Here is a 24,486-nt window from a genome sequence, read left to right on the forward strand (position 1 = left end):
GGGAACGGCGGGGCATGGGGGTGTGATGCGGTGGCTGGTGGTTTTGCTGTTGGGGATAGGCGTCCTGTGGTGGCTTTGGTCGGCGCGCACGCTTTCGCCCGCGGCCTTTGCGGCCCGCTATACCGAGCCGCTGCCGCCGCAACCGCCCGCCGCCGTCTATCATCTGGGCCACAGTCTTGTGGGGCGCGACATGCCCGCCATGCTGGCGCAGCTTCTGCGGCACCGCTATCACAGCCAGCTGGGCTGGGGCGCCTCGCTCAACCAGCATTGGCAGGGCGCCGTCCCCGGTCTGGCCGAGGAAAACCGCCCCCCCGCCTATCGTCCCGCACAAGAGGCGCTGGCCTCGGGCGAATACGATGCCGTCGTGCTGACCGAGATGGTCGAGCTGCGCGATGCCATTCGGTATCATGATAGCGCCCGCGCGCTGGCAGATTGGGTGCGCCTCGCCCGTGGCGCCCGGCCGGATGTGCGGGTTTACCTGTATGAAAGCTGGCACCGTCTGGATGATCCGCAGGGGTGGTTGGAGCGGCTGGACCGCGATCTGCCCGATCTGTGGGAGGGCGCGCTTTTGCGGCGCGCGATGGCGCAGAGGGATGTCGGCACGGTTTATGTGATCCCTGCCGGCCAAGTCATGGCGGCGCTGGTGCGGCGGATCGAGGCAGGCGAGGTGCCGGGCCTGAGCGGGCGGCGCGATCTCTTTGGCCTGATGCCCGATGGGTCGCCCGATCCGATCCATCTGAACGATCTGGGCGCCTATGTCGTGGCGCTGACCCATGCCGCCGTCCTGACGGGGCAAAGCCCTGTGGGCCTGCCCCATGCGCTGCGCCGCGCCGATGGCACGCCTGCCACCGCGCCGACTGCCGAGGCCGCGCGCATCATGCAAGAGGTGGTCTGGCAAGTGGTCAGCCGCTATGCTCTGACCGGCGTATCCGGTTGAAAGGCTTGCCGCATGTCCTTTGTTGCCCTGCTGGCTGAGGTTCTGTTCATCGGGCACAGCCTTGTCGGCCCCAATCTGCCGCCCATGGTCGAGGCGGGGTTGGCCCTGCGCGGGGCCGCGGGCGCAGAGGTGCAGGCGCAGATCATCAATGGCGCCTCTCTCAAATATCAGTGGGACAATGCGGCCACGGCCGAGGGCGTGGATGGCAAGGCGGCGCTGGCCACGGGCAAGGTGGACGCGCTGATCCTGACCGAGGCGATTCCCTTGGCGGGGCAGGTGGAATGGGCCGACAGCGCCGGGCAGGTGGCGGCCTGGGCGGGCCTCGCCTGGCAGAGCAACCCGGAGACGCAGGTTTTCATCTACGAAACCTGGCACAGCCTGAAATCCGGCACCGGGGTGACGATCCCGGATGATCCGGGCGGGGATGTGCCTTGGCTCGATCGGGTCCAGGCCGACCTTCCGGTCTGGCAAGGCCTGACCGAGGCGGCCAATGCCGCCCGCCCGCCTGCGGCCCCTCCGGTGCGGCTGATTCCGGCGGGGCAGGCCATGGCGCTGGCGGCAAAGGCCGCAGCGGCGGGCGATCTGCCGGGCATCACCCGGATTGAGGACCTTTTCACCGATGACATCCACCCCAATGGGCGCGGCACCTATCTGGTGGCCATGGTGCATCTGGCGGCGCTGACCGGGCAAAGCCCCGAGGGGTTGCCGCCCATGCTGGGGCGCCGCTGGCAAAGCCGCGATGCGGTGGTGTCGGACGATCTGGCGCGGGCGCTGCAACGCATTGCCTGGCAAGCGGTGCAGGAAACCCCGGCCCGCGCGACGCCCGCGCCCGCCGCCGCACCCGCCCCGCAGGCCGCGCTGACCCCCATCACCAATCCGTCACTGGGCTTCGGCCTGTCGGGCGTCAATGACTGGTCCGTGCAGCAGCCCTTTCTGGATGTGATGAAGACCGCCCGCCCCTGGACCGCGCATCTGGGCGACCAATGGGGGGGCATGGATCATGCGGCCCTGGCGGCGGGCGGTTGGCTTGATGACAGCGGCTGGCCCAAGGCGCTACCGCCGGGGGTGCGGGGCATCACCACGCTGGTGCTGACCGATCTGCCAACCGACGCAGGCGGGGTGGCGGGGCGCTATCTCTTGCGTTGGCGCGGCACGGGGGAGGTGCGGCTTGAGGGCCGCGCCCAGGATATCCGGCCCGAAGAGGGCGGGCTTTCCTTCGCCTATACCCCCGGCGAAGGGGCAGTGCTGATCACCCTTGCCGCCATTGATCCGGCCGATCCGATCCGCGGTATGACGCTGGTTCGCACCGACCGGCAGGCTGCGCTGGATGCGGGGCAGATCTTCAACCCCGATTGGCTGAACCGCCTGCGCGGAGTGCGGCTGATCCGGTTCATGGACTGGATGATGACGAATGATTCGCCGCTGGCGCGGATCGAAGATAGCCCCAAACCCGATGACTACACCTGGGCGCGCGTGGGTGTGCCGCCCGAAATCATGGTCGCGCTGGCGAATGAACTGGATGCCGATCCCTGGTTCACCCTTCCGCATCTGGCCTCGGATGATCTGGTGCGCTTTTATGCGGAAACCGTGGCCGATCTGCTGGAACCGGGCCGCGTCGCCCATGTCGAGTTTTCCAATGAGGTCTGGAACTGGCAATTCGCCCAAGCCCGCTGGGCCGAGGAGCAGGGCAAGGCCCGTTGGGGCGCCGAGGGGACCTGGCTGCAATTCTACGCCCTGCGCGCGGCCGAAGTGGCGGGCATCTGGGCCGAGGTTTTCGGCCCCGAGGCGCGTGACCGTCTGGTCCGCGTGGTCGCCACGCAAACCGGGGTGCCGGGGGCCGAGGATGCGATCCTGAACGCGCCCCTTGTGGTGGCAGAAGGCCGCCCCGCGCCGAAAACCGCCTTTGATGCCTATGCCGTCACCGGCTATTTCGCGGCCCTTCTGGGCAGCGAGGCAAAGCGCCCCATGCTGCAAGGCTGGCTGCGCGACAGCGCCGCCGCCAATCCGGCGCAGCCCTATGCCGGGGCCATCATCCTAGCGGCCGAGGAATTGCTCGATGGCCGCCACTCTGGCTTGCCCGAGGATACGCTGCAGGATCTGACCACCCGGATCTGGCCGCATCATCAGGCGGTGGCCCGCGCGAATGGCCTGCGGCTGATGATGTATGAAGGCGGCAGCCATGTCGTGGGCTATGGTCCGGTGGTGGACGATGACCAGATCACCGCCTTCCTGCAGGCGCTGAACTACACGCCCGAGATGGGGGCCCTTTATGGCCGCCTGCTGACTGCTTGGGGCAAGGTGGCCGATACACCCTTCAACGCCTTCGTCGATGTTTATCGCCCGACGAAATGGGGCAGTTGGGGCGCGTTGCGGCATTTGGGCGATGACAACCCGCGCTGGCAGGCTCTGGCACGGGGGTGTGACCCGTGCTGAGCGTGATCCTTCCCGCCTCGAATGAGGCTGATTACATCGGCGCCTGCCTGCAGGCGCTGTTTGCGGGCCACAAGGTGCCGGGCGGGGCCGAAGTGGTGGTGGTGGCGAATGGCTGCACCGATGCTACGGCGACAATCGCCCGCGGCTATGCCGATGCGGCAGCGGCGGCGGGCTGGGGCCTGCAGGTGCTGGACCTGCCGCGCGGTGGCAAGATCGGCGCGCTGAATGCGGGTGATGCCGCGGCGCGCGGCGATCTGCGGGCCTATCTGGATGCCGATGTGCTGGTCAGCCCGGCCCTGATGGCCGAACTGGCGGGCGTGCTGGCGGCCGCTTCCGGGCCGCTTTATGCCAGCGGCACGCCAGTGGTGGCCCGTGCCCGCAGTGCGGTGACCCGGGCCTATGCACGCTTCTGGCAGACGCTGCCCTTTGTCCGCAGCGTGGCGCCGGGGTTTGGCCTTTTCGCCGTCAATGCGGCGGGGCGGGCGCGCTGGGCGGCCTTTCCGCCGGTCATCTCGGATGACACTTTCGTACGGATTCATTTCCGGCCTGCTGAACGGGTGCAGATTGCGGCGACCTACAGCTGGCCGATGATCGAGGGGTTCCGGGCGCTTGTCCGGGTGCGCCGCAGGCAGGATGCAGGCGTGCAAGAGCTTCTGCGCCTGCGCCCGGATCTGATGCTGAACGAAGGCAAGGCACCTTTGACCCCCGCCGGGCTGATCGCACGGGCGCTGCGGCACCCGCTGGGCTTTGCCGCCTATGCGGCGGTTTCCATCGCGGTGCGGATGCGCCGGGGTGGGACGGGCTGGACGCGCGGGCGCTAAAGGCTGCCGCGCAGGTCAAGCCAGCCGCAGCGCCGGGCCAGCTCTTCCACCGGGGTGCCGGTATCAACCGTCATGCCCGCGCGGAACCCGGCCGAACGCCGCGCGCGCCACAGATCGCGGCGCAGATGCAGACCTGACCGGCTGATCTTGGTGATGGGGCTGCGCAGCGGCAGCTGCCCCGCCCATTTGCGCTGCATCGCACGGTAGCAAGCGACGTAGTCGGGCCCCAGCGCCTCGTGAAAGCGGTCATTGTGGATGCAAGGAAGGCTGGTTGCATAGGCGCCCCGCCCGGCCGCGCGGGCCTGCGTGACGATGTCGGTGCCGTAGAAATGCCAGCCTGCCAGGGTTCCATCAAAGCGCAGCCCGCTGTCGCGGCGCAGGATGATGACCATCTCATCAAAGCTTTGCACCGGGACCGGCGCCATGGCGACGCGGCCCACGATCTGCCCCAGCGACGACGACCAGACCGGCCCGAAATGCGCGCCATCCAGCCCGACGCCAAAGGGCGACACCACCGCCCAATCCGCAGGCAGATCGGCGATGCGCCGGGCCAGCAGATCCTCCCACCCCCGGGGGAAATAGACATCGTGATGGGCGAAAATCACCACGGGCGCGGTCGTCGCATCCAGCGCGCGATTATAGGCCACGGCGGCCGAGGGCGCGTTCCATTCCACATGCAGCGGCACATGGGCCGTCATCGGCGACCGGCGCAGGTTGGCGTCCAAAAGCTCTTCAGAATTGCTGGCAACGGCAAGAACGAAATCTGTCACGATGGCCCCCGGATCAGCAGGGCGAGCTTTGTCGTCTCACGGTCAATATCGTGCCGGGCCAGCACGCGGGCGCGGCCCGCCAAGCCCATCTCGGTCAGGCGCGGCAGTGGCGTTTCGGCCAGCGCGCCGATGGCGCTGGCCAGCGCCTCGGCATCGCCCGCGGGCACCAGCCAGCCGGTTTCGGGCGTCACCAGTTCCGGCAGACCGGCGATCGAGGTGGCAATGACCGGGCGGCCTGCCGCCATGGCCTCCATCACCACCATGGGCAGCCCCTCGGCGAAAGAAGGCAGGATCAGCGCCTGTGCCTGACGCAATTCCGCGCGCACGCCGGCCTCATCCAGCCAGCCGGTCAGGGTGATGTGGCGGCGCAGCGTCTGTTGTTCGATCATCGCCTCGATCTCGCCGCGCAATTCGCCATCGCCCACCAGCGTCAGACGCAGGCCGGGGTGCTGGCGGGCGGCGCGGGCCACGGCCTCGATCAGCAGGGAAAAGCCCTTCTGTTCGCTGAAGCGCCCCACCGCCACCAGCCGCAGCTTTTCAGGCAGCGGCGCGGGGGCAGGAAAGCGCTGCGGCTCGATCCCGCAATGCACCACCTTGATGCGCCCGCGATCATCGAACCGCGCCCACCGCCACAGCTGGCTGCGCCCGAAGCTTGATACCGCGACGGTAAAGGCAGCCCGCGCGATCTTGGAGCCGAGCGAGAGGGCGCGCGGGGCATCAAATTCCTCGGGGCCATGCACGGTGAAGGACCAGCGCGGCCCGCCGAGCGCATGACACAGGCAGGCGACTGTGGCCGAATTGGTGCCGAAATGCGCGTGGACATGGCGAATTTCCAGCTCGCGGCAGCGGCGGGCCAGCCAGGCCGCTTCGGCCAGATAGATCAGATGCTTGTTCGTGGTGCGCGCCCGCCGCCCCATCTGCAGCGCCAGACGCAGCGCGCGCAGCGCCCGCAGCGGATGGGTAAGATACCAGAGCATCGCGTGCAGGATCAGCACCACCCGGCCCCGTTCCAGCACATGTTCGGTGCGCTCATCCTCGGCCTTGTCCTCGGGGTCGCGCAGGCTGCGCCGATCCGACCGCATGGCAAAGCGATGCACGGAAAATCCGATCCGCTCCAACGCGTGGATCTCGCGCCGGATGAAGGTATGCGACGCACGGGGATAGGTGTTGACGAGATAAGCGATTTTCACGGGCGGGTCCGGCGCGGGTTCAGGGAATGGTAGCTTGTCCACAGCCCTGACGGAAGCTTGTGGCGAGAGAATGGCGCGATTGACCCTTTGCCATGGCGGCCCTACGGTCGCGCGGATGAAGGATGGTCGCTCTCCGGTATTTGCGCGGGTTTTGCGCGGGTCTGCCCTGACGGCGGGGTCTTATGCCATTTCGCAGGCGCTGCGTCTGGTGTCGAACCTGATCCTCACGCGGCTTCTGTTCCCCGAGGCCTTTGGTCTGATGGCGTTGGTGTCGGTCTTTCTGGTCGGGCTGGCGATGTTTTCCGATGTCGGGCTCGGCCCTGCCATCGTGCGCAGCCCGCGCGGCGACGACCGTGACTTTCTGGATACCGCCTGGACGGTGCAGGTGCTGCGGGGGGCGCTTCTCTGGGCGCTGACCTGTGCGCTGGCCTGGCCGGTGGCGCAGGTCTATGACGCACCCGACCTTGCCCTTCTGCTGCCTGCGGCGGGGATGACGCTGTTCATCGCGGGGTTCAACCCCACGCGGATCGAGACGGCGAACCGCCATCTGATGCTGGGACGGCTGACGGCGCTGGACCTTGCGGCGCAGATCATCGGGATTGTCGCAATCGTCATCCTGTCCTTCGCGCTGCGGTCGGTCTGGGCACTGGTGATCGGGGCGATCATCGGGGCGTTGGCCAAGCTGGTGCTGACCGATCTGGGCCTGCCCGGGGCGCGCAACCGGCTGCGCTGGGATACGGCGGCGGGGGGCGAGCTGATCCATTTCGGCAAATGGATTTTCCTGTCCACGGCCTGCAACTTTCTGCTGTCGCAGGGCGACAAGGCGATTCTGGGCGCCTATCTGCGGCTGGATGAGCTTGGCATTTACAATGTCGGCTATTTTCTGGCGTCTTTCCCGGTGCTGCTGGGCGGTTCGGTCGTGGGGCGGGTCTTGATGCCCATCTACCGCGACCATCCGCCCGCCGCCGACCAGGCCAACTTTGCCCGCCTGCGCAAGTTGCGGGTGGCGATGACGGGTGGGATGCTGGCGATGCTGGCAGTCATGGGGGGGCTGGGGCATCCGCTGGTGGGGCTGCTCTATGACCCGCGCTATGCCCATGCGGGGGCGATTGTCGTGGCCATTGCCTGCGTGCAGATCCCGGTGGTGCTGGGCATGACCTATGATCAATCGGCGCTGGCCGCCGGGGATTCGCGCAATTTCTTTGTCGTCATGGCCCTGCGCGCGGGCGCGCTGAGCGGGGCCTTCTGGGTCGGGGCCGCGCTGGACGGGCTGCGCGGCGCGCTGATCGGGCAGTTTATCGCGGCCACCGTGATGCATCTGCCGATCATCTGGCTTGCCCGGCGTCACGGCGCCTGGGATCCGCGGCATGATCTGGCCTTTGGTGCCCTGGGGGCCATGCTGATCGCCGGCATCCTGTGGTGGAATGCGGCAATTTTGGGGCAAATCTGACGGGTAAAAACCGTGCATCTGCGCAGTATTTGCCCCTTTTTGGCCATGTTCGCAGCCTAGCGTTCATCCTGCAGATGTGACGCCCCAAGGAGGAGGCAAGGCAACATGGCGATCGGCGTGGTGTTTTCTGGCGTTCTGTCGGGTTTGGCCGGGGTGATCTGGTCGGCTTGGGCGGGTCATGCGCTATGGGTGACGCTGTTGGCCTATCCCGTTGTCGGTATCCTCGGCGCTTTGGTCTTCCTGCTTTGCGCCCTGACGCTGATGTCTTTGCCGCCCGTGCGGATGGCGCTGCGCACCCAGCCGACGCGTGCATCGCAAATCCACTAAGCACAGCCCCCATTTCCCATTGGTTTGGAAACAGTCGTCGCAGGTCGACGGGGCTGTTTCTTTCGCTCTTGCGGCATGCCGTCCGACCTAGGACTGACCTCTGGCGGGGGTCCGGGCACCGAATCACCTGAAATGATTGAAATGCAGTCACTTGGTGTTTGCATCTTTGGGTTGTGCCCTGTGTGAATGTGGCATCATTTTGGCGAAGATGCGGCAAAATTTCCCCGCTCTTTCTGCATCGCATACATCCAAAGGTCGCGGTTTGCTGTCGCCAAGGGAATGGTCGTCACGATAAAATGGATATGAGGACAGCCAAACCCCGAGTGTGAGTCATGTTCAGCACGTCCATCCGCCCGCAGCCGGTTGCAAACCGGGTTCCATGCTCCGGTCAGGTCGTGTCGCAGGTTTTGGTGTTTCCGATTGTTTTTGGGTGACTGACAATGGCTGCACCGCATTTGCATATCCACTGTGCCACCTCGGTTCTTGCCGATGCGGCGGATCTGGCGCCGCGCACGGCGGCCAATGCACAGGCGCGCCCTGCGAAGGGCGGGCTTTACCGTCGGATGTTCAAGCGCGCCTTTGACGTATCCGCGGTGATCCTGTCTGCGCCCATCGTTGTACCGATCGTCGCGGCCCTTGCGGTGGCGGTATCGCGCGACGGGGGCAAGGCGTTCTATACGCAGCAGCGTGTCGGGCAGAAGGGCCGTATTTTCCGCATGTGGAAACTGCGGTCGATGGTGCCAGATGCCGATGCCCGGATGCTGCAATATCTTGCGGAGAATCCGACCGCACGGGCGGAATGGGATGTAACGCAGAAGCTGCGAAATGATCCGCGGGTGACGCCTTTGGGTCGGTTCCTGCGCAAAAGCTCGCTCGATGAACTGCCGCAACTCTGGAATGTGCTGATCGGCGACATGAGCCTTGTCGGCCCCCGGCCGATGATGCCGAACCAGCAGGCGCATTATCCCGGCGTGGCATATTATGCCGTGCGGCCGGGGATCACCGGCTACTGGCAAACGGCCGGGCGAAACCGCACCACCTTTGCGGCGCGCGCCGATTATGATGCGGCTTACGAACAGGACCTGTCGCTTGCCACCGACCTGAAGCTTTTGGCGCAGACGGTCGGGGTGGTTTTCAACGGCACCGGTTACTGAGAGTGATTTGAGCGTGTCCCCCGCCGTCGGCCAAGCTGACGGCGGGTTATTTCTTTCGGGCGGTCATCCCTGCCGCATCCGCCCGGGAAACAGACGCTGCCAGATGGATTTGCGTGGCGCGACCAGCCCCAGATCAGGGATCGAAATCACCGGACGGATGTCCAGCTCGCGCTGCATCTGCGCGGCACTGCGTAGCACGGGGTGCATCAAATCCAGCGCGAAGGCCAGGCCCAGCCCCGCGATCAGGCTTGCGAGGGCCCCGGCCATCGCAATCTTCTTGCGCCCCCCGCCAGCGGGATATTCCGGCACGATGGCACGTTCCAGCAAGGTGAAATGCTCGCTGTGGTTTTCCTCTTCGAGACGCAGGCTGGTTTCGGCCTCGGCCTTGCGGGCGGTTGCGGCCTCATACTGGCTTTGCAACTGCTGCAATTGCCGGTCATAGGCGCCCAATTGACGCTCCACCTCGGGGGACTGGGCTTCTTGGGCAAGCAGCGCGTCCCGCTGGGCTTCAAGCCCGGCAAGCTGCTGATTCAAGACACCTTCCTGAACGCTCAGGTCTTCGATCCGACGGCGGTCGGTTTCGCGCAGCCGTTCTTTCGCCTGCAGCGCGGCGCGTTCCGCCTGCACCGCCAAGACCTGCTGGGAGACGCGGCGCAGATCGGTTTCCAAGGCGGCTCGGTCGGTCGTGCTGCCCCGTGTCAACGCCCCCACATTGGCATTCTTGTAGGCGGTGACCTCGGTCTCCAACGTGGCGATCTGACTGGCGAGGCGCGTCGCCTCGGCGGTGAAAAAGGTCAGGGAATCCCGCGCCCGGCTGGCCTGTTGCGCCACGGACATGTCCAGCACCCCCTGCGCAAAATCATTGGCCACGCGCGCCGCCTGTTCGGCCGTGCCCAGCCGCGCGGTGATCAGCAAGGCCGAAACCGAAGTGGGCTGGCCAAAGGTCTGCTGGCTGGCCGAGGCAATGCTTTGGAACGTCACGGCACTGCGCAGCGCAAAGAGCTTTTGCTCCACGCTCATTCCGGGGGCATCGGTGAAAAGACCGTGCCGATCCATCACGGCCAAAAGCGCATCGCGCGTGGTCAACCGTTGCTCGATGGTCTGCAACAACCGTGCGATTTCTGTCGTGGCCGCATCTCCGGCGCCGATCACGGGGGTTTCCACTTGGATCACCGCGACGCTTTCATACACCTGCGGTTTGGACAGTGCGACCAACACCGACAGGACAGCGCCGACCACACAGACCAGCGCAATCAGCGGCCAGCGGCGGACGAGCAAGCTCAGGAATTCATCGAACGACTGGATCGGCCCCATGGATCAGCCTTCCGACCGGCGAAACAGCTTGCCATAGCGGTAGCGCCGCAAGCTGCGTTCCTCGGCGCGGTTCAGCACCACGCCCATCAGTTGGGTCCGCCCTTCGAACAGGCGTTCGCAGGCGCGCACGTCCTCGGCCGTGGTCTTGGTGGCATCTGCAACAAGCAGGACGGCATCGACATGCGGCAGGATCGAAATCACATCATCCGAGCCGAGGGCATGCGGCAGGTCCAGCACCACGACCGTGGGGTCCAGATGGTCAACCACGGCCTTCAACGTGGCGGTGGTGCGCGGGTCAAGCAGTGTCTCGGCCGCCCGCGGCACCGGGTCGCTGTTCAGGGCCAGCGCGAAATTCCCGCCGACGCGCCGCAAGTGGGATTCCAGCGGCTGATCCCCGGACAGCACATCGGGCAGTGATCCGGGGGCAAGCCCGAACAGCCGGGCAAGATCCGGGTGGCGCAGTTCCAGATCCACCAGCACGGTCTTCGCCCAGCTGAGCCGCGCGAGCGATAGGGCCAGATTGGCTGCGACCATGCTTTTGCCACAGCCATGTGTGGGTGAGGTCACGGCGATCCGTTTCCAGCCACGTTCCTGCATGGCATGCACCAGCCGCGTCCGCAGAATATCGAATTGCGCGGTGATGGCATGATCCGCCGTATCTGGAAACAGACCGTTTCGCAGCAGATTTTCGCGGTCAAGCGTGACCGCATTCAGCGTCTCCCAGACCCGTTCGGGCCGATGGCGAACCGGGGGCGGATTGAAAATCTCGATGGTGCCGGCGTGGCTTTGTGGCCGCGCTGCCGGAGCGGTGCGTCCGCGGAACAGCGAGATCCCGGTTGCACGCTGCCCCGCCCCTTGGGCCAGTCGATCAGCAAAGTCATCGTCACCCTGCATGAAATCCACCATATCTAGGACGGGAGGGGCGCCACCCTGCAAGATTTTGTAGTGCGTCATCGGCCGGTCCGGGCTCCAACACAGCGACACGGGGGCCGCGGGGGTCACATTGAACACCCGCCTTGCGGCGGAAAATGTTGTCGGAATAACCCAAGGTTCACCCGAAGGTGACGCTGCGCTGGATTCGTCCGGGCCCCCGCCCAGTTACCGACCTTTATCAGAAACGCCTTCAAAATGGAAGAGCGGCCGCCCTTCGGATGCGCGGCGCGATGGCGCGACAACCCTTCGCACCCATCGGCGAATTCCCTGCCTTTTTCTTGCCTTGCGGGACGCTGCCGCGCGCTTAGGATGGCTGCACGTCACCAGGAGTTGGGTGCAATGACGATTGTTGATGCGGTTGTGATCGGGCGCAATGAAGGCGCCCGCCTTGTTGCTTGTCTTGATAGTTTGCGCGGACGCGTCCGCAGATTGATTTACGTAGACAGCGGTTCCACTGACGACAGTCTGATCACCGCTGCAGCCCATGGTGCCGAGGTCGTGGCGCTGGACCCGCGTTTGCCGTTTACGGCGGCGCGGGCACGGAATGCCGGTCTGATTTGGTTGACCGCCGATCCGCCTGATTTCGTGCAGTTGGTCGATGGGGACTGCATTGTCCAGTCCGGCTGGCTGACCAAGGCTGCCCGCTTTCTGGAGGAGCATCCCGATGTCGTCGTGGTCTGCGGGCGGCGGCGTGAACGCTATCCGGAACGTTCGGTCTACAATCGGCTTTGCGATCAGGAATGGAACACGCCGCTTGGTGAGACGCTCGCCTGCGGCGGGGATGCGCTGATGCGATATGCGGCGGTGGCGGCGGTCGGCGGGTTTGATGCCACGCTGATTGCGGGCGAAGAGCCCGAACTTTGCCTGCGTCTGCGCCGGGCCGGGGGGCGGATCTGGCGGCTGGATCTGGAAATGACGCTGCATGATGCCGCGATGCTGCGCTTTGGCCAGTGGTGGCGCCGGGCCCGGCGGGCAGGCTATGCCTTTGCCGAAGGGGCCTATCGCTATGGGCGGGCACCCGAGCGGCACTGGTTGCGTGAAACCCGCCGCGCGTTGGTTTGGGGGTTGGGGGTGCCGATTGTGGCGGCCTTGGGCAGCGTGCTGAGCCCGGCAGCGCTGCTGATCCTGACGGTCTGGCCAGCGCAGGTGTTGCGGCTGACCCCGCGGCTCGGGGTGGAGGCCGCGGTTTTCACTGTGCTCGCCAAACTGCCCGAGGCGCAGGGCGTGATCAGTTTTCATCTGGTCCGGTGGATGGGACGGCAGCCGGAACTGATCGAATACAAATAGGCCCTAGCGCATCCGCAGGGCGCGCAGGGCCTCAAGCGGCAAAAGCTTGAGGCATGCCCAATAGCGCGGGATCAGCCGCTTGGGATTGGTCATCATCCGCCAGGCCCATTCCATGGCAATCTGCTGCACCCAGACCGGCGCGCGTCTTTGCGTGCCGGCCAGAAAATCCAGCCCGGCGCCGATGCTGGCAAAGCCGACCTGCGGCGCCAAGGCGCGGCCCCGCGCCGCCAGCCGTTCCTGTTTGGGCGCGCCAAGGGCAAGCAGGGCAAGGCCGATCCCGGCCTCATCCAGCTGGCGCAGGATATCGGCGGCTTCGGGGCCATCCGGGTCAAAGCCCATCGCCGGGGCCAGGGTCAGCGGAATTTGCAGCCCTGGAACTTCGGCCTGCAATGTGACCGCGGCGCTGGAAAGGGCTGCGGCCGTCGATCCGACCAGCGCCACCGGCACGCCCGCCTGCGCGGCAAGCCTTGCAAGTGGCAGCACCATGTCCGACCCGGCCACGCGCTGAACCGGCCGGCGCGCCATGCGCGACAACCAGACGATCGGGTTCCCGTCGGCCACGACCAGATCCTGCGCGGCATAGGCCCGTCGAAAGCTTGCGTCGCCGCGCAGCTTCACCAGATGATCAAGGTTGATGGTTGCAAGGGCGAAACCCTGCCGCTGCGCTAGCCTGTCGCGCACCGTCGCAAGCAAAGCGGCAGCGTGGGGCTGGCTGACGGTCAGGGTGACGTCCGGATAAACAAACTGCATGTCGATACCTGTTACTTCCTTTCGCTTTAGCATGGCTGCCGGTGTTTTTCAGTATGCAGGAGCAGGAAAAACACTTTGTTTCCCGGCTTGCCACGGTCCCGCATGGGGTGATGATGGACAGCGGGGGGCGCGCTCGCGTAGCCAAGGGGGATGACCGACCCACGATCCCCTTCGGGCCATCCGCACCGGCAGGCCATCGACCTCGCGCGCTTTTTGGCGGCGTTCGGGATTGTCGTGGCACATGCGACCGTTTCTCCGCGGGATTGGGTGGGGCATCTGGCCCTTGCGCTGTTCCTGATCCTGACGGCTTTTCTGGCGGTGCAGTCCGTGGCGCGGGCTGGCGGGCGCTATGGCTGGCTGCGGCGGGCGCGTCGGTTGTTCCTGCCGTGGGTGTTCTGGTCGGTGCTCTATCGTCTGCTGGATCTGGCGATTTCGGATGATCCTGACCGGTTCATCCCCCTGCGTGAGCCCTTTTCCCTGCTGGTCGGCCCGGCGGTTCATTTGTGGTTCTTGCCCTTTGTCATTCTGGCCATGATCCTGGTGCAGCCCGTCGCCCTTTGGGTGACCGACGCGCAGAGGTTGGCCCGGGCGCTTGGTCTGCTTTTGCTGGGGGGAGTTGGTCTGTTCTGGGTGCATGGCGCGTTCATCCTGCCTGAGCCGTTTCCCCAATGGGCCTTCGCACTGCCGCTTTATGCCTATGGCCTGTTGCTGGCCCCTGCCCATCGGCTGGGCCGGGTCGGATGGCTTTTGGGGGGGATGGCGGTGCTTTCGGGGCTGATGTGGTGGGTCGATCCGCAGCCCTGGCCGCTGACGGCGCTGGGTGCGGCGCTGTTGTTCGAACTGTTCTGGCGCCTGCCGCTGCGCCACCCGATCCTGCCGTGGCTGGGCAGCGTGGCCTTCGGCATCTATCTGATGCATCCGTTCTTCATGCTCTTTGCCTACAAGGCCTTCGGTGAGGATGTCGGCTGGCCGCTCAAGACGGCAGTGGCCTTCGGTCTGTCCTGGGCGGCGACCTTGGGCATACAGCGGCTGCCCGTGCTGCGGACCATGGTTTGACGGGCACCCCAATGCTAGACTGCGTCCCACCCGCTACAGGAGGTCGCCCCTGATCACGCCGAACCCCATTGCCTGGCTTGCACTGCTTGGCTGGCCGTTTGTCGTGCTGGTGCTCTATCGGCGCCTGCCGCCGGATCGGGCGCTGATCTGGACGATTCTGGGCGCCTATCTGGCCCTGCCTCCTGTGATTGCGCTGAATTTCCCGGTGATCCCGGACCTGAGCAAGGAAAGCCTGCCGAACCTGATGGCCTTGTCCATGGCCCTGTTCGTGCTGAAGGATCGCATCAGCCTGCTGCCCGACAGTCTGGTCGGGCGGGTGCTGATCGCCATTTTCGTGCTGTCGCCTTTTGCCACGGTGCTGACCAATGCCGAACCCGTGGCCAAGGGACCGGCGCTGATTCAGGGAATGCGGCTTTACGACAGTGTCGCCGCCGTCGCCAATCAGGCGATTGCGGTGCTGCCCTTCTTTCTGGCGCGGCGCTACCTTGCCACGCCCGAGGCGATGCGGGCCATTCTGGTGGCGCTGGTCGGGGCCGGGCTGGTCTATTCGATCCCGATGCTGATCGAAATGCGCCTCTCGCCGCAGATGAACGTCTGGATCTATGGCTATTTCCAGCATGATTTCTTTCAGACCATCCGCGCGGGCGGCTATCGGCCGGTGGTCTTTCTGCCCCACGGGCTTTGGGTGGCGTTCTTCGCCCTCATGGCGGCGCTGAGCGCGCTGATCCTCTTGCGCGCAAGTCCGGTAGAGCGGCGGGCGCGCATGGCGTTGGCGACGCTCTGGCTCATGCTGCTTCTGGTCTTGTGCAAAAGCATGGGGGTTCTGGTCTATGCGGCGGGTCTGGTGCCGCTGCTGATGCTGGCCCCCCGCCGGGTGCAGGTCCTGCTGGCGGCGGCCGCGGCGGCGCTGGTGCTGTCCTATCCCTTGTTGCGGGGGGCGCATCTGCTGCCCATGTCGGAGATCACCGCCTTTGCCGAACGGTTTTCGCCGGAACGTGCGGGCTCGTTCCAGTTCCGCGTGGATAATGAGGAAAACCTGCTTGCGAGGGCCGAGCTGAAACCCTGGTTCGGTTGGGGCGGATATGGACGCAACCTGATCTATGATCCGATCACCGGGGCGGGGCAGTCCATCGCAGATGGGGCCTGGATCATTACGCTGGGGATCTATGGCTGGTTGGGCTATCTGGCGCAATTCGGTCTGCTGGTGCTGCCGCTGCTGCTGCTGGCGCGGGAAACCCTGCGCCAGAAGGTCGAGGTGTCGCCTTGGGTCGCCGGGGTCAGCCTGATCCTTGCGGCCAATCTGGTCGATCTTCTGCCCAATGCGACAATCATTCCCTTCACCTGGCTGATGGCCGGGGCCATTTTGGGGCGGGCCGAGGCGCTGGCCCGTAGCCGCCGCACCGCCCCGGTTGAAGCGCGTCGCGCTGCGCGGGCGCGACCCTCGAAAACGGTGATCTGATGCGCGTCGATCTGGGCATCTTCGCGCATGATGAAGGGGCGACCATCGGCCGGATGGTGGCCGGGGTTCTGGCGCAGGACAGGGGCGGGCTTGATCTGCGGGTGTTGGTGCTGGCCAATGGTTGCACCGATGACACCGCCGCCCGCGCCCGCGCCGCCGGGGCCGAGGTGGCGGATCTGCCCGAGGGCGGGAAAAGCCGCACCTGGAACCGCTTCGTCCATGATCTCTCGCGCTCTGATGCCGAGGTGCTGATCTTTGCCGATGCAGATATTGAGCTGCCCACGCCCGACACGCTTTTGCAGCTGGTGGCGCTGTTGCAGGCGCGCCCGGGGCTGCATGTCGCAAATTCTCGCCCGGTGAAAGATATTGTTGCGCGCCCCGAGGGGCTTGGCCTGCAAGATCGGCTGATCGCCATGGCCGGGGGCACGCTGGATGATTGGCGCACGGCGATCTGTGGGCAGCTTTACGCCATGCCAGCCGCGCGGGCGAGGGCGCATCACCTTCCCATCGGTCTGCCGGTTGAGGACGGGTTTCTGCGCGCCATGGTCCTGACCGATGGTCTGACCGCGCCCGAGGATCTGTCGCGTCTGGACGGGGCTGGGGCCTGGCATGTCTATGCCTCTGAACGCAGCATCGGCGCGCTGATCCGGCATCAGGTGCGGATCGTTATCGGATCGGCCATCAATAGCGCCATTTTCGAAACAATCGTTGCCCTGCCGCCGGATCAGCGGGTGGGGGTGCTGCGGTCCGCGGCCGAGCAGGAGGGGTGGTTGCCCCACCTGCTGCACCGCCGTTTGCCGCGCTGGCCGCAGGGCTGGGTGCCGGTGCATTTCCTGCTGAAGCGCAGCCAGAATCTGTTGCGCGACCGCCGCAGATTGTGGGCGCCAAAGGGGCTGATCCTGCTTGTCGCGGGGTTTGGCTTTGATCTGATTGTTTACCTGCGCGCACAAATCCAGATGGCAAGAGGCACCGGTGCCGGGTATTGGTAGGCCAAAAGTGATGAAAACCCCATCCGTTTAGCATGAAATGCGGCGGAATCGTGGCATTGTCCGAAGCTGGGGGATGATCGGTTCCGCCGGTCGCCTCGGGTATCGCCGCGCCGCAGCTTGCGCTAGATTATAGCTTGGGTGGGGCCAAATTTTTTGGCATTTCGGCGGCAAGGCGCATGGGGCTGCGCCCTGCATCCGGCATGTGGTGAGACGTGATGACCGGTGCGGATTTCACCCCCGACGGGGTGGCAGAGACAGATATTGCGATTGTCGGCATGGCAGCCCATCTGCCCGGCGCGCCGTCGATTGTTGAATATTGGGAAAACCTGCGAAACGGGATCGAAAGCATCCGCCACCTGTCGGAAGCCGAGCTGCTGGCCAATGGCGAAAGCCCCGCCCGCCTGCGCCAGCGCAACTATGTGCCCGCCGCCGCCATTCTGGACCAGTTCGAACATTTCGATGCCGAGTTCTTTGGCTTCAGCCCGAAAGAGGCCGCGATCCTTGATCCGCAGCACCGCCATTTTCTTGAGGTCGCATGGGAGGCGCTTGAAAACGCAGGCCATGTGCCGGACCGGTTCAAAGGCTCCATCGGGGTTTATGCGGGCTGCGGGATGGGCAGCTATTTCTATTTCAACCTGTGTTCCAACCGCGATCTGGTGGATGGCACGGGGATGTTCCTGCTGCGCCATACCGGGAACGACAAGGATTTCCTCTCGACCCGGGTCAGCCATGTCTTTGACCTTCGGGGGCCGTCGATCAATATCCAGACCGCCTGTTCCACCAGCCTTGTGGCGGTGCATTATGCGACGCAGGCCCTGCTGAACGGCGAATGTGACATGGCGCTGGCCGGGGGCGTGACCATCGAATTGCCCCATGGCCGCGGCTACCTGTTCCAGGAGGGTGAGATCCTTTCCCCCGACGGGCATTGCCACGCCTTCGACCATCGCGCGCAAGGGACGGTCTTCGGGTCGGGGGCGGGCTGTGTGGTGCTGCGCCGTGCGGTCGATGCACTGCGCGACGGGGATCACATCTGGGCGATCCTCAAGGGCAGCGCGGTCAACAATGACGGGGCGGCCAAGGCCGGCTATCTGGCGCCCTCGGTCGAGGGGCAGGCCGCCTGCATCGCTGAGGCGCAGGCCATCGCCCGGATTTCCGCCGATACGGTGGATTATGTCGAATGTCATGGCACTGGCACCTATCTGGGCGACCCGATTGAGGTGGCGGCCCTGACGCAGGGCTTTGCCCAATCGGCCCAGACGGTCGGCACCTGCCGCATAGGCAGCGTGAAGACCAATATCGGCCATCTGGATACCGCGGCGGGGGTGGCGAGCCTCATCAAGGTCGCCCTTGCCCTGCATCATCGGCAGATCCCGCCGACCCTCGGGTATGAGGCCCCAAACCCCGCGATTGATTTCGAAACCTCGCCCTTCCGGGTGAATGACCGGCTGACCGACTGGCCCGCGGGCGCCCATCCGCGTCGGGCGGGGGTCAACAGTCTGGGCGTGGGCGGCACCAATGCCCATGCCGTGGTGCAAGAGGCCCCGGCCCGCGCGCCGTCCGACGACAGCATGTGGCCCTTCCAGCCCATCGTCGTGTCTGCCCGGTCCAAGGCTGCGCTGGATGCGGCCTGCGGGCGGCTTGCAGCACATCTGCGCGCGCATCCCGAACAGCCGCTGGCCGATGTCGCCTTCACCCTGAAAGAGGGGCGGCGCGCCTTTGAAAAGCGCCGGGTGCTGGTGGCGGAAAGCCATGCCCAGGCTGCTGACCTGCTGGAAGGCAAAGACCCCCGCCGTATCTTCAGCCATGACCATCTGGGTGACGACCCCGAGGTCGTGTTCATGTTCCCCGGTGGCGGCGCGCAATATGCCGGCATGGCCCGCGACCTTTATGAAACCGAGCCTGAATTCCGCGATTGGATGGACCGTGGCCTTGCCGTGCTGCAACCGCGGCTGGATTACGATCTCCGCGCGCTCTGGCTGCCTGAGGTCGATGCGATGGCCGCGGCGAATGAGCGGCTCAAGCGCCCCTCGGTCCAGCTGCCGCTGATCATGATCACCGAATATGCGCTGGCCAAGCTTTACGAAAGCTGGGGCGTCAGCCCTGCCGCGCTGATCGGGCACAGCATGGGGGAGAACACCGCCGCCTGTCTGGCGGGGGTGATGTCGTTTGAGGATTGCATCGGCCTTGTCCACCTGCGCGGGCAGCTGTTCGACACCGTGCCGCCGGGGGGGATGCTCTCGGTCCCGATGGAGGAGGCCGAGCTGCGCCCGCTGCTGACCGGCGATCTGGATATGGCCAGCGTGAATGCGCCGGGCCTTTGCGTGATTTCCGGCCCGGATGCGGCGCTGGCCGATCTGGCGGCACGGCTGGCCGCCGCGGGTGTCGAAACCCAGCGCATCGCCATCGACATCGCCGCACATAGTCGCATGCTGGACCCGATCCTTTCGCGGTTTGAGGCTTATCTGCGGTCCATCCCGCTGCAGGCGCCGCGCCTGCCGGTGATTTCCAACCGCACGGGCCTGCCGCTGACAGCGGAACAGGCGACCAGCCCGGAATACTGGGTGCAGCATCTGCGGAATACGGTTCTGTTCCAGCCCGGCATGGCGCATCTCATGTCCACCCCCGGGCGGGTCTATATGGAGATGGGGCCGGGCCGGGCGCTGTCGTCGCTGGCGCAGGCGAATGGTGTGGCGGCAGGGCAGGTGATCCCGGCGTTGCGGCATCCGGAACAGGCGATCCCCGATGACCAATGGCATATGGCCAGCCTGCTGCGTCTTTGGGCCTGCGGCGTGGCGGTGGATTGGGAGCCGATCTGGGGGGGCGCCCGCCGCTGCAAGTTGCCGCTGCCGGGCTATGCCTTCCAGCGTAAACCCTATTTCATCGCTCCCGCGCAGCCCGCGCTGGTCGAGGCTGATCCCCTTCCGATGAAGCTGCCCGATCCGGCCGATTGGGGCTGGACCCCGGCCTGGCGCGCCAAGGCGGTGGTTGAAGAGGATGAGGCCGCGCCCCGGACCTGGCTCGTCTTTGTCGATGATACCGGGCTGGGGGATCGTGTGCTGGCGCGGTTGCAGGCGGCGGGGCATCAGGTGGTGCCGGTGCGCCCCGGTGATGCCTTTGCCCGCGATGGCAAGGGGGGCTATGTCCTCAACCCCGAACGGGGGCGCGACGGCTATGAGGCGCTGCTGCGCGACCTTTCGGCCCATGGTCGTGTGCCGGATCGCATCGCGCATCTGTGGTTGGTTACCGCCGAGGAACGCTTCCGCCCGGGATCAAGCTTCCTGCACCGCAATTTGGAACAGGGCTTTCAGGCGCTGCTGTCGCTGGCGCAGGCGATTGCGGGCGAAGACCTGCCCCGCCCGCTGCACCTGACCGTGCTGACGACAGGCGCCGCGCAGCACAAGGACGAAGGGCTTCCCTATCCGGAAAAGGCGACCATCGCCGGGCCGGTGCGGGTGATCCCGCGCGAATTGCCGGGTGTGACCTGCGCCACGCTGGATGTGGTATTGCCTGCCACGGCGCGGGGGTGGCGCGCGCGTCCCGATCCTGCCGCGCTGGACCATCTGGCCGATCAGGTAGCCGAGGATCTGCTGGGCGCGCCCGGCAATCACATGGCACTGCTGCGGGGAGAGCGGCGCTATGAACGCGGGCTGAAAAAACTGGCCCTGCCGCTCGCCGCCCTCGATCTGCCGCAGGGGGCGGCGGTGATGATCACCGGTGGGTTCGGCGGTATCGGTCTGACGCTGGCGGAACGTCTGGCGGCGGAGTGCAAGGCGCGCATCCTGCTGGTGGCCCGGCGCGATCTGCCACCGCGTGAGGCCTGGGCTGCGCATCTGGCCCGCTTCGGTCAGGCCGAGGCGGTGTCGCGCCGGATTCTTGCCGTGCAGCGGCTGGAAAGCCTCGGCGCGCAGGTCATGGTCGCGCAGGCCGATGTCTGCAACGCCGAAGAGATGCGCGCCGCCGTGGCCTCGGCCACAGCGGCCTTCGGGCCGCTGCGCGTGGTGATCCATGCCGCCGGGGTGGTGGATGATGGCCCGCTGCTGACCAAGACGCCCGCCGCGGTGGAACAGGTGATGGCGCCCAAGCTTTTGGGGACACAGGTTCTCGACCAGCTTTTCCCCGATGGCAGCCTTGACCTGCTGGTCCTTTTTGCCTCGTCCTCGACCGTGACAGGCCCGGCGGGGCAGGTCGATTATGTGGCGGCGAATGAATATCTGAACGCCTATGCCCAATCCCGTCAGGGTGGAAAAACCCGCGTTCTGGCGCTGAACTGGGGCATCTGGGCCGATGTCGGCATGGCGGCCGAGGCGATGGCCGACCGCAGCCCCGGCACCCCCGACCCGGCGCCCGTGCAGCACCGCCCGCTGCTGGACGCCGTCTGGCAGGATCGGAGCGGCACCCGCATCTTCACCACCGAACTGACGACGGACCGTTGGATCCTTGATGGCCACCGCACCCGCGCCGGGCAGGCGCTGATCCCCGGCACCGGCTATCTGGAACTGGCCGCCGAAGCGGCCGCCGAGGCAGGCCTGCCCGCGTTTGAGCTGCGCGATCTGACCTTCCTACGTGCGCTTGAGGTGCCGGATGGCGCCCGCCGCAGCCTGCGCCTGAAGCTTGATCCCACCAATGAGGGCTATGGGTTCGAGGTCCGGTCGAGCCATGACTGGAAGGGGCGTATCGGGTTTGCCCTGAACGCGCAGGCGCGGCTCTTGCCGCTGCGCGCGGCACCGGGGCAGATCGACCCTGCTGCCATCGCCGCGCGCTGTGGTGCTGTCACGGAAGACCCGCGCGGTCTGCGGTCACCGCAGGAGGATCACCTTACCTTTGGCCCACGCTGGCGGGTGCTGCACCGCATGGCGCTGGGCGCCGGGGAGGGGCTGGCCACGCTGACCCTGCCGCTGGCCGCTCAGGTGGACCTGAAAGAGGGGTGGCTGATGCACCCCGCGCTGATGGATCTGGCGACGGGCTGGGCCATGGGGCTGATCGCGGGCTATCGGCCCGATCACCTTTGGGTGCCGGTGTCCTATGGCCGGGTGCGGGTCTGGGGGCCGATCCCGGCGCGCATCCTCAGCTGGGTCCGCAATGCTGCCCCCAATGCGGCGGCGGGGCCGGTGGCGGTTTTCGACGTGACGCTGGCGGATGACACGGGCCGCGTTCTGGCCGAGATTTCGGGCTTTACCATCCGCAAGCTGGAAGGTGGCCTTGCCCCCGCCCCGCTGGCTGAACGCGATCTCGAATTCGACACCCCCGACCCGGCCAAGCCCCCTTCGCCGCAAGAGGAACGGCTGCTTCACAACCTGTCGCAGGGGATCTCTGCTGCTGAAGGGGCGGATGCCTTTGCCCGCGCGCTTGCGGCGGGTGGGGCGCAGATCGTTGTCTCCTCGCTTGATCTGCCGACTTTGGTGCGACAGGCCGAGCGGGTTGAAGCCCCGCGGGCCGAGGGCCAAAGCTTTGCCCGCCCGGATCTTGAGAGCGATTATGTCGAACCCCGCACGCTGGTCGAACGCACGCTGGTCGGGTTTTGGCAGGATCTGCTGGGCGTCGGGCAGGTGGGGGTCGAGGATGATTTCTTCGCCCTCGGCGGCCATTCGCTGATTGCCGTGCGGCTCTTTGCCATGGTGAAAAAGGCCTTCCGGGTGGATTTCCCGATTTCCATCCTGTTCGAGGCGCCCACCATCGCCGCCTGCGCCCAGCTGATCGAAAATCGCATTGGCCCGCAAGAGGCGGAAGAAGACCGCCCCGAACCCGCCATGCGACGGCAGTTCACCCATCTGGTGCCGATGCACGAAGGCAGTGGCGGCGCGGGGACGCCGTTCTTCCTGGTGGCGGGGATGTTCGGCAATGTGCTGAACCTGCGGCATCTGGCGCAGATCCTGGGCCGGGATCGGCCCTTCTACGGCTTGCAGGCGCGGGGGCTGTTTGGCGATGCCCCGCCCCACACCACCCTGCCCGAGGCCGCGCGCGACTACATCGCCGAGCTGCGTCAGGTGCAGCCGCATGGCCCCTATCTGCTCGGCGGTTTTTCGGGCGGTGGCCTGACCGCCTGGGAAATGGCGCGCCAGCTGGAAGAAGCGGGCGAGGTTGTGGCGGCTCTGGTCCTGCTGGACACGCCGCTGCCGATGCGCCCGGCGCTGTCGCGCGTCGACAAGGCCCTGATCAAGCTTGCGGAACTGCGTGAAAAGGGGCCGCGCTATCTGATCGACTGGGCCAAGGCCCGCTATGCCTGGGAACGCGAAAAACGCCGCCCCAAGGCGCCGACCGACGCGCTGCACCAGTTCCACAATGCCGAGATCGAAGCCGCCTTCCGCGCGGCCCTGCCGGTTTATGATCTGCAACCGCGGCAGGGCGTCACGGCGCTTTATCGCCCGCCGCTGGATCGCAAATGGCAGGTTTCGGGTGGCAACTGGGTCAGCACGGCCAAGGAATATGTCTTTGCCGACAATGACCTGACACGCTTTGCCCCGCGCCTTACGGTGCATGAGGTTCCGGGCGACCATGACAGCATGGTCCTTGATCCGCATGTGCGGGTGCTTGCGGCGCGTCTGCGTGAGCTCTTTGCCGCGGCCGAACCCCGTGTGGCGGATCTGCAAGAGGCGGCCGAGTGATGCCCACGGTCCTGACGGTGATCCTCAACTGGCGCACCCCCGACATGACCCTGCAAGCCGCCGAGGCAGCCCTGCGGGCGATGGAGGGGGTCGAAGGCGCGATCACCATCGTCGACAATGATTCCGGCGACGGGTCCTATGAGACGATGCTGGCCGAGGTTGCCGCGCGCGGCTGGGACAGGGGCGCCGTGCCGGTGCGGGTGCTGCAATCGGGGTGGAACGGTGGCTTTGGCGCCGGGAATAACTACGGTATCCGCGCGGGGCTGCCGGGCGGGCAGCGGCCCGATTTTGTCTATATCCTGAATTCCGACGCCTTCCCCGCGCCCGATGCCATCCGCGCGCTGCGGGATCACCTGATCGCCCATCCTGCAACCGGCTTCGCGGGCAGTTTCATCCATGGCGATGACGGGGCGCCGCATCAGACGGCCTTCACCTTCCCCTCGGTCTGGTCCGAGCTTGAGGGCGCGGCCCGGCTTGGCCCGATCTCGCGCCTGTTGCGGCGGCATGTCGTGGCGCGCCCGGTGCCTGCGGCAACCTGCCGGGTCGATTGGCTGGCCGGGGCAAGCCTGATGATGCGGCAGGATGTGCTGGACCGGATCGGCCTGTTTGACGAAACCTTCTTTCTGTATTTCGAGGAAACCGACCTCTGCCTGCGCGCGGCGCGGGCGGGGTGGCCCACCGATTACGTCCCCGCCTCGCGCGTGATGCATATCGGCTCGGTTTCGACCGGGATGGGGCGCTGGACGCGCATCCCGAAATTCTGGCTGGACAGCCGCCGCCACTATTTCACCAAGAACCATGGCCGCATTGGCGCGCATCTGGCGACGCTGGCGCATGTGTCGGGGGGCGCGCTGTGGCGGCTGCGGCTTTTGGTGCAACGGAAAGAGCGGGGCGATCCGCCGCATTTCCTGCGTGATCTGATCCGGCATCATCTGCGGGGGGCTGGTGCCTGCAAGACCAAGGCCCGCCCTGCGGAATAGCGGTATGGCCGCCATCGGGCGGAAGGAGTGTGTG

At 66.1% G+C, this 24,486-nt stretch carries 17 protein-coding genes; 12 read left to right on the forward strand and 5 right to left on the reverse strand.

From position 1 onward, the window contains the following. The first annotated feature begins 25 nt into the window (after positions 1-25). From IE101_RS06735 to IE101_RS06745, 3 genes are read left to right on the forward strand one after another with little or no spacing between them, the layout of a single operon-like run. Entirely contained in the window at positions 26-937 is a 912-nt protein-coding gene (locus IE101_RS06735) for a hypothetical protein (RefSeq protein WP_189633046.1), read from the forward strand. A gap of 12 nt (positions 938-949) precedes the next feature. Then, complete coding sequence (locus IE101_RS06740; RefSeq protein ID WP_189633047.1) at positions 950-3,370, forward strand: hypothetical protein; 2,421 nt, start codon at positions 950-952, stop codon at positions 3,368-3,370. Continuing rightward, positions 3,364-4,191 (forward strand): glycosyltransferase family 2 protein, encoded by an 828-nt coding sequence (locus tag IE101_RS06745; RefSeq protein WP_189633048.1) that lies wholly within the window; start codon positions 3,364-3,366, stop codon positions 4,189-4,191. The genes IE101_RS06740 and IE101_RS06745 overlap by 7 nt, the downstream gene beginning before the upstream one ends. On the opposite strand, the gene IE101_RS06750 is transcribed toward IE101_RS06745, so the two are convergent. Together IE101_RS06750 and IE101_RS06755 are read right to left on the reverse strand one after the other, a co-directional pair. Then, complete coding sequence (locus IE101_RS06750; RefSeq protein ID WP_189633049.1) at positions 4,188-4,961, reverse strand: glycosyltransferase family protein; 774 nt, start codon at positions 4,959-4,961, stop codon at positions 4,188-4,190. The two genes, IE101_RS06745 and IE101_RS06750, sit on opposite strands and share 4 nt — an antisense overlap. After that, a complete protein-coding gene (locus IE101_RS06755) occupies positions 4,958-6,151 on the reverse strand; it encodes a glycosyltransferase (RefSeq protein ID WP_189633050.1) in 1,194 nt (397 codons plus the stop codon). Before IE101_RS06755 ends, IE101_RS06750 begins: the two co-directional genes overlap by 4 nt. A 70-nt stretch (positions 6,152-6,221) precedes the next feature. On the opposite strand from IE101_RS06755, the gene IE101_RS06760 reads away from it, so the two are divergent. The 3 genes from IE101_RS06760 to IE101_RS06770 all read left to right on the forward strand — a co-directional run bounded on the left by IE101_RS06760 (position 6,222) and on the right by IE101_RS06770 (position 9,082). Further along, a complete protein-coding gene (locus IE101_RS06760) occupies positions 6,222-7,601 on the forward strand; it encodes an oligosaccharide flippase family protein (protein ID WP_229804046.1) in 1,380 nt (459 codons plus the stop codon). A 105-nt stretch (positions 7,602-7,706) separates the two neighbouring features. Beyond that, positions 7,707-7,928 carry a hypothetical protein gene (locus IE101_RS06765; RefSeq protein ID WP_189633051.1) on the forward strand — a complete coding sequence of 74 codons (222 nt, stop codon included), beginning with the start codon at positions 7,707-7,709 and terminating at the stop codon, positions 7,926-7,928. A gap of 440 nt (positions 7,929-8,368) precedes the next feature. Continuing rightward, positions 8,369-9,082 (forward strand): sugar transferase, encoded by a 714-nt coding sequence (locus IE101_RS06770; protein WP_189633052.1) that lies wholly within the window; start codon positions 8,369-8,371, stop codon positions 9,080-9,082. A gap of 63 nt (positions 9,083-9,145) precedes the next feature. On the opposite strand, the gene IE101_RS06775 is transcribed toward IE101_RS06770, so the two are convergent. Together IE101_RS06775 and IE101_RS06780 are read right to left on the reverse strand one after the other, a co-directional pair. Beyond that, positions 9,146-10,396 carry a GumC family protein gene (locus tag IE101_RS06775; protein ID WP_189633053.1) on the reverse strand — a complete coding sequence of 417 codons (1,251 nt, stop codon included), beginning with the start codon at positions 10,394-10,396 and terminating at the stop codon, positions 9,146-9,148. A gap of 3 nt (positions 10,397-10,399) precedes the next feature. Beyond that, on the reverse strand, positions 10,400-11,350 hold the full coding sequence (locus IE101_RS06780) for a CpsD/CapB family tyrosine-protein kinase (protein WP_189633054.1): 951 nt from the start codon (positions 11,348-11,350) through the stop codon (positions 10,400-10,402). A 318-nt stretch (positions 11,351-11,668) separates the two neighbouring features. On the opposite strand from IE101_RS06780, the gene IE101_RS06785 reads away from it, so the two are divergent. After that, the gene (locus tag IE101_RS06785) at positions 11,669-12,616 is read left to right on the forward strand and encodes a glycosyltransferase family 2 protein (RefSeq protein ID WP_229804047.1); all 948 of its coding nucleotides are present in this window, start codon (positions 11,669-11,671) and stop codon (positions 12,614-12,616) included. Positions 12,617-12,619: 3 nt separating this feature from the next. On the opposite strand, the gene IE101_RS06790 is transcribed toward IE101_RS06785, so the two are convergent. Next, positions 12,620-13,366: a WecB/TagA/CpsF family glycosyltransferase gene (locus tag IE101_RS06790; RefSeq protein ID WP_189633056.1), complete on the reverse strand. Its 747-nt coding sequence runs from the start codon at positions 13,364-13,366 to the stop codon at positions 12,620-12,622. A 150-nt stretch (positions 13,367-13,516) separates the two neighbouring features. On the opposite strand from IE101_RS06790, the gene IE101_RS06795 reads away from it, so the two are divergent. The 5 genes from IE101_RS06795 to IE101_RS06815 all read left to right on the forward strand — a co-directional run bounded on the left by IE101_RS06795 (position 13,517) and on the right by IE101_RS06815 (position 24,452). Further along, positions 13,517-14,422 carry an acyltransferase family protein gene (locus IE101_RS06795; RefSeq protein ID WP_189633057.1) on the forward strand — a complete coding sequence of 302 codons (906 nt, stop codon included), beginning with the start codon at positions 13,517-13,519 and terminating at the stop codon, positions 14,420-14,422. Positions 14,423-14,525: 103 nt separating this feature from the next. Next, positions 14,526-15,881, forward strand: a complete 1,356-nt coding sequence (locus IE101_RS06800) for a hypothetical protein (RefSeq protein WP_229804048.1) — start codon at positions 14,526-14,528, stop codon at positions 15,879-15,881. Then, positions 15,881-16,870 (forward strand): glycosyltransferase family 2 protein, encoded by a 990-nt coding sequence (locus IE101_RS06805; RefSeq protein ID WP_189633058.1) that lies wholly within the window; start codon positions 15,881-15,883, stop codon positions 16,868-16,870. The genes IE101_RS06800 and IE101_RS06805 overlap by 1 nt, the downstream gene beginning before the upstream one ends. Before the next feature lie 215 nt (positions 16,871-17,085). After that, positions 17,086-23,472 carry a type I polyketide synthase gene (locus tag IE101_RS06810; RefSeq protein WP_189633059.1) on the forward strand — a complete coding sequence of 2,129 codons (6,387 nt, stop codon included), beginning with the start codon at positions 17,086-17,088 and terminating at the stop codon, positions 23,470-23,472. Continuing rightward, complete coding sequence (locus tag IE101_RS06815; RefSeq protein ID WP_189633060.1) at positions 23,472-24,452, forward strand: glycosyltransferase family 2 protein; 981 nt, start codon at positions 23,472-23,474, stop codon at positions 24,450-24,452. The genes IE101_RS06810 and IE101_RS06815 overlap by 1 nt, the downstream gene beginning before the upstream one ends. Positions 24,453-24,486: the final 34 nt, after the last annotated feature.

It is taken from the genome of Gemmobacter lanyuensis, assembly GCF_014652355.1.
In the GTDB taxonomy this organism is placed as follows: Bacteria; Pseudomonadota; Alphaproteobacteria; order Rhodobacterales; family Rhodobacteraceae; genus Gemmobacter; species Gemmobacter lanyuensis.

Coding starts and splice junctions, on each gene's coding strand:
- IE101_RS06735 (WP_189633046.1), top strand. CDS start 26: ATGCGGTGGCTGGTGGTTTTGCTGTTGGGGATAGGCGTCCTGTGGTGG.
- IE101_RS06740 (WP_189633047.1), top strand. CDS start 950: ATGTCCTTTGTTGCCCTGCTGGCTGAGGTTCTGTTCATCGGGCACAGC.
- IE101_RS06760 (WP_229804046.1), top strand. CDS start 6,222: ATGGCGCGATTGACCCTTTGCCATGGCGGCCCTACGGTCGCGCGGATG.
- IE101_RS06765 (WP_189633051.1), top strand. CDS start 7,707: ATGGCGATCGGCGTGGTGTTTTCTGGCGTTCTGTCGGGTTTGGCCGGG.
- IE101_RS06770 (WP_189633052.1), top strand. CDS start 8,369: ATGGCTGCACCGCATTTGCATATCCACTGTGCCACCTCGGTTCTTGCC.
- IE101_RS06775 (WP_189633053.1), bottom strand. CDS start 10,396: ATGGGGCCGATCCAGTCGTTCGATGAATTCCTGAGCTTGCTCGTCCGC.
- IE101_RS06780 (WP_189633054.1), bottom strand. CDS start 11,350: ATGACGCACTACAAAATCTTGCAGGGTGGCGCCCCTCCCGTCCTAGAT.
- IE101_RS06785 (WP_229804047.1), top strand. CDS start 11,669: ATGACGATTGTTGATGCGGTTGTGATCGGGCGCAATGAAGGCGCCCGC.
- IE101_RS06790 (WP_189633056.1), bottom strand. CDS start 13,366: ATGCAGTTTGTTTATCCGGACGTCACCCTGACCGTCAGCCAGCCCCAC.
- IE101_RS06795 (WP_189633057.1), top strand. CDS start 13,517: ATGACCGACCCACGATCCCCTTCGGGCCATCCGCACCGGCAGGCCATC.
- IE101_RS06805 (WP_189633058.1), top strand. CDS start 15,881: ATGCGCGTCGATCTGGGCATCTTCGCGCATGATGAAGGGGCGACCATC.
- IE101_RS06810 (WP_189633059.1), top strand. CDS start 17,086: ATGACCGGTGCGGATTTCACCCCCGACGGGGTGGCAGAGACAGATATT.
- IE101_RS06815 (WP_189633060.1), top strand. CDS start 23,472: ATGCCCACGGTCCTGACGGTGATCCTCAACTGGCGCACCCCCGACATG.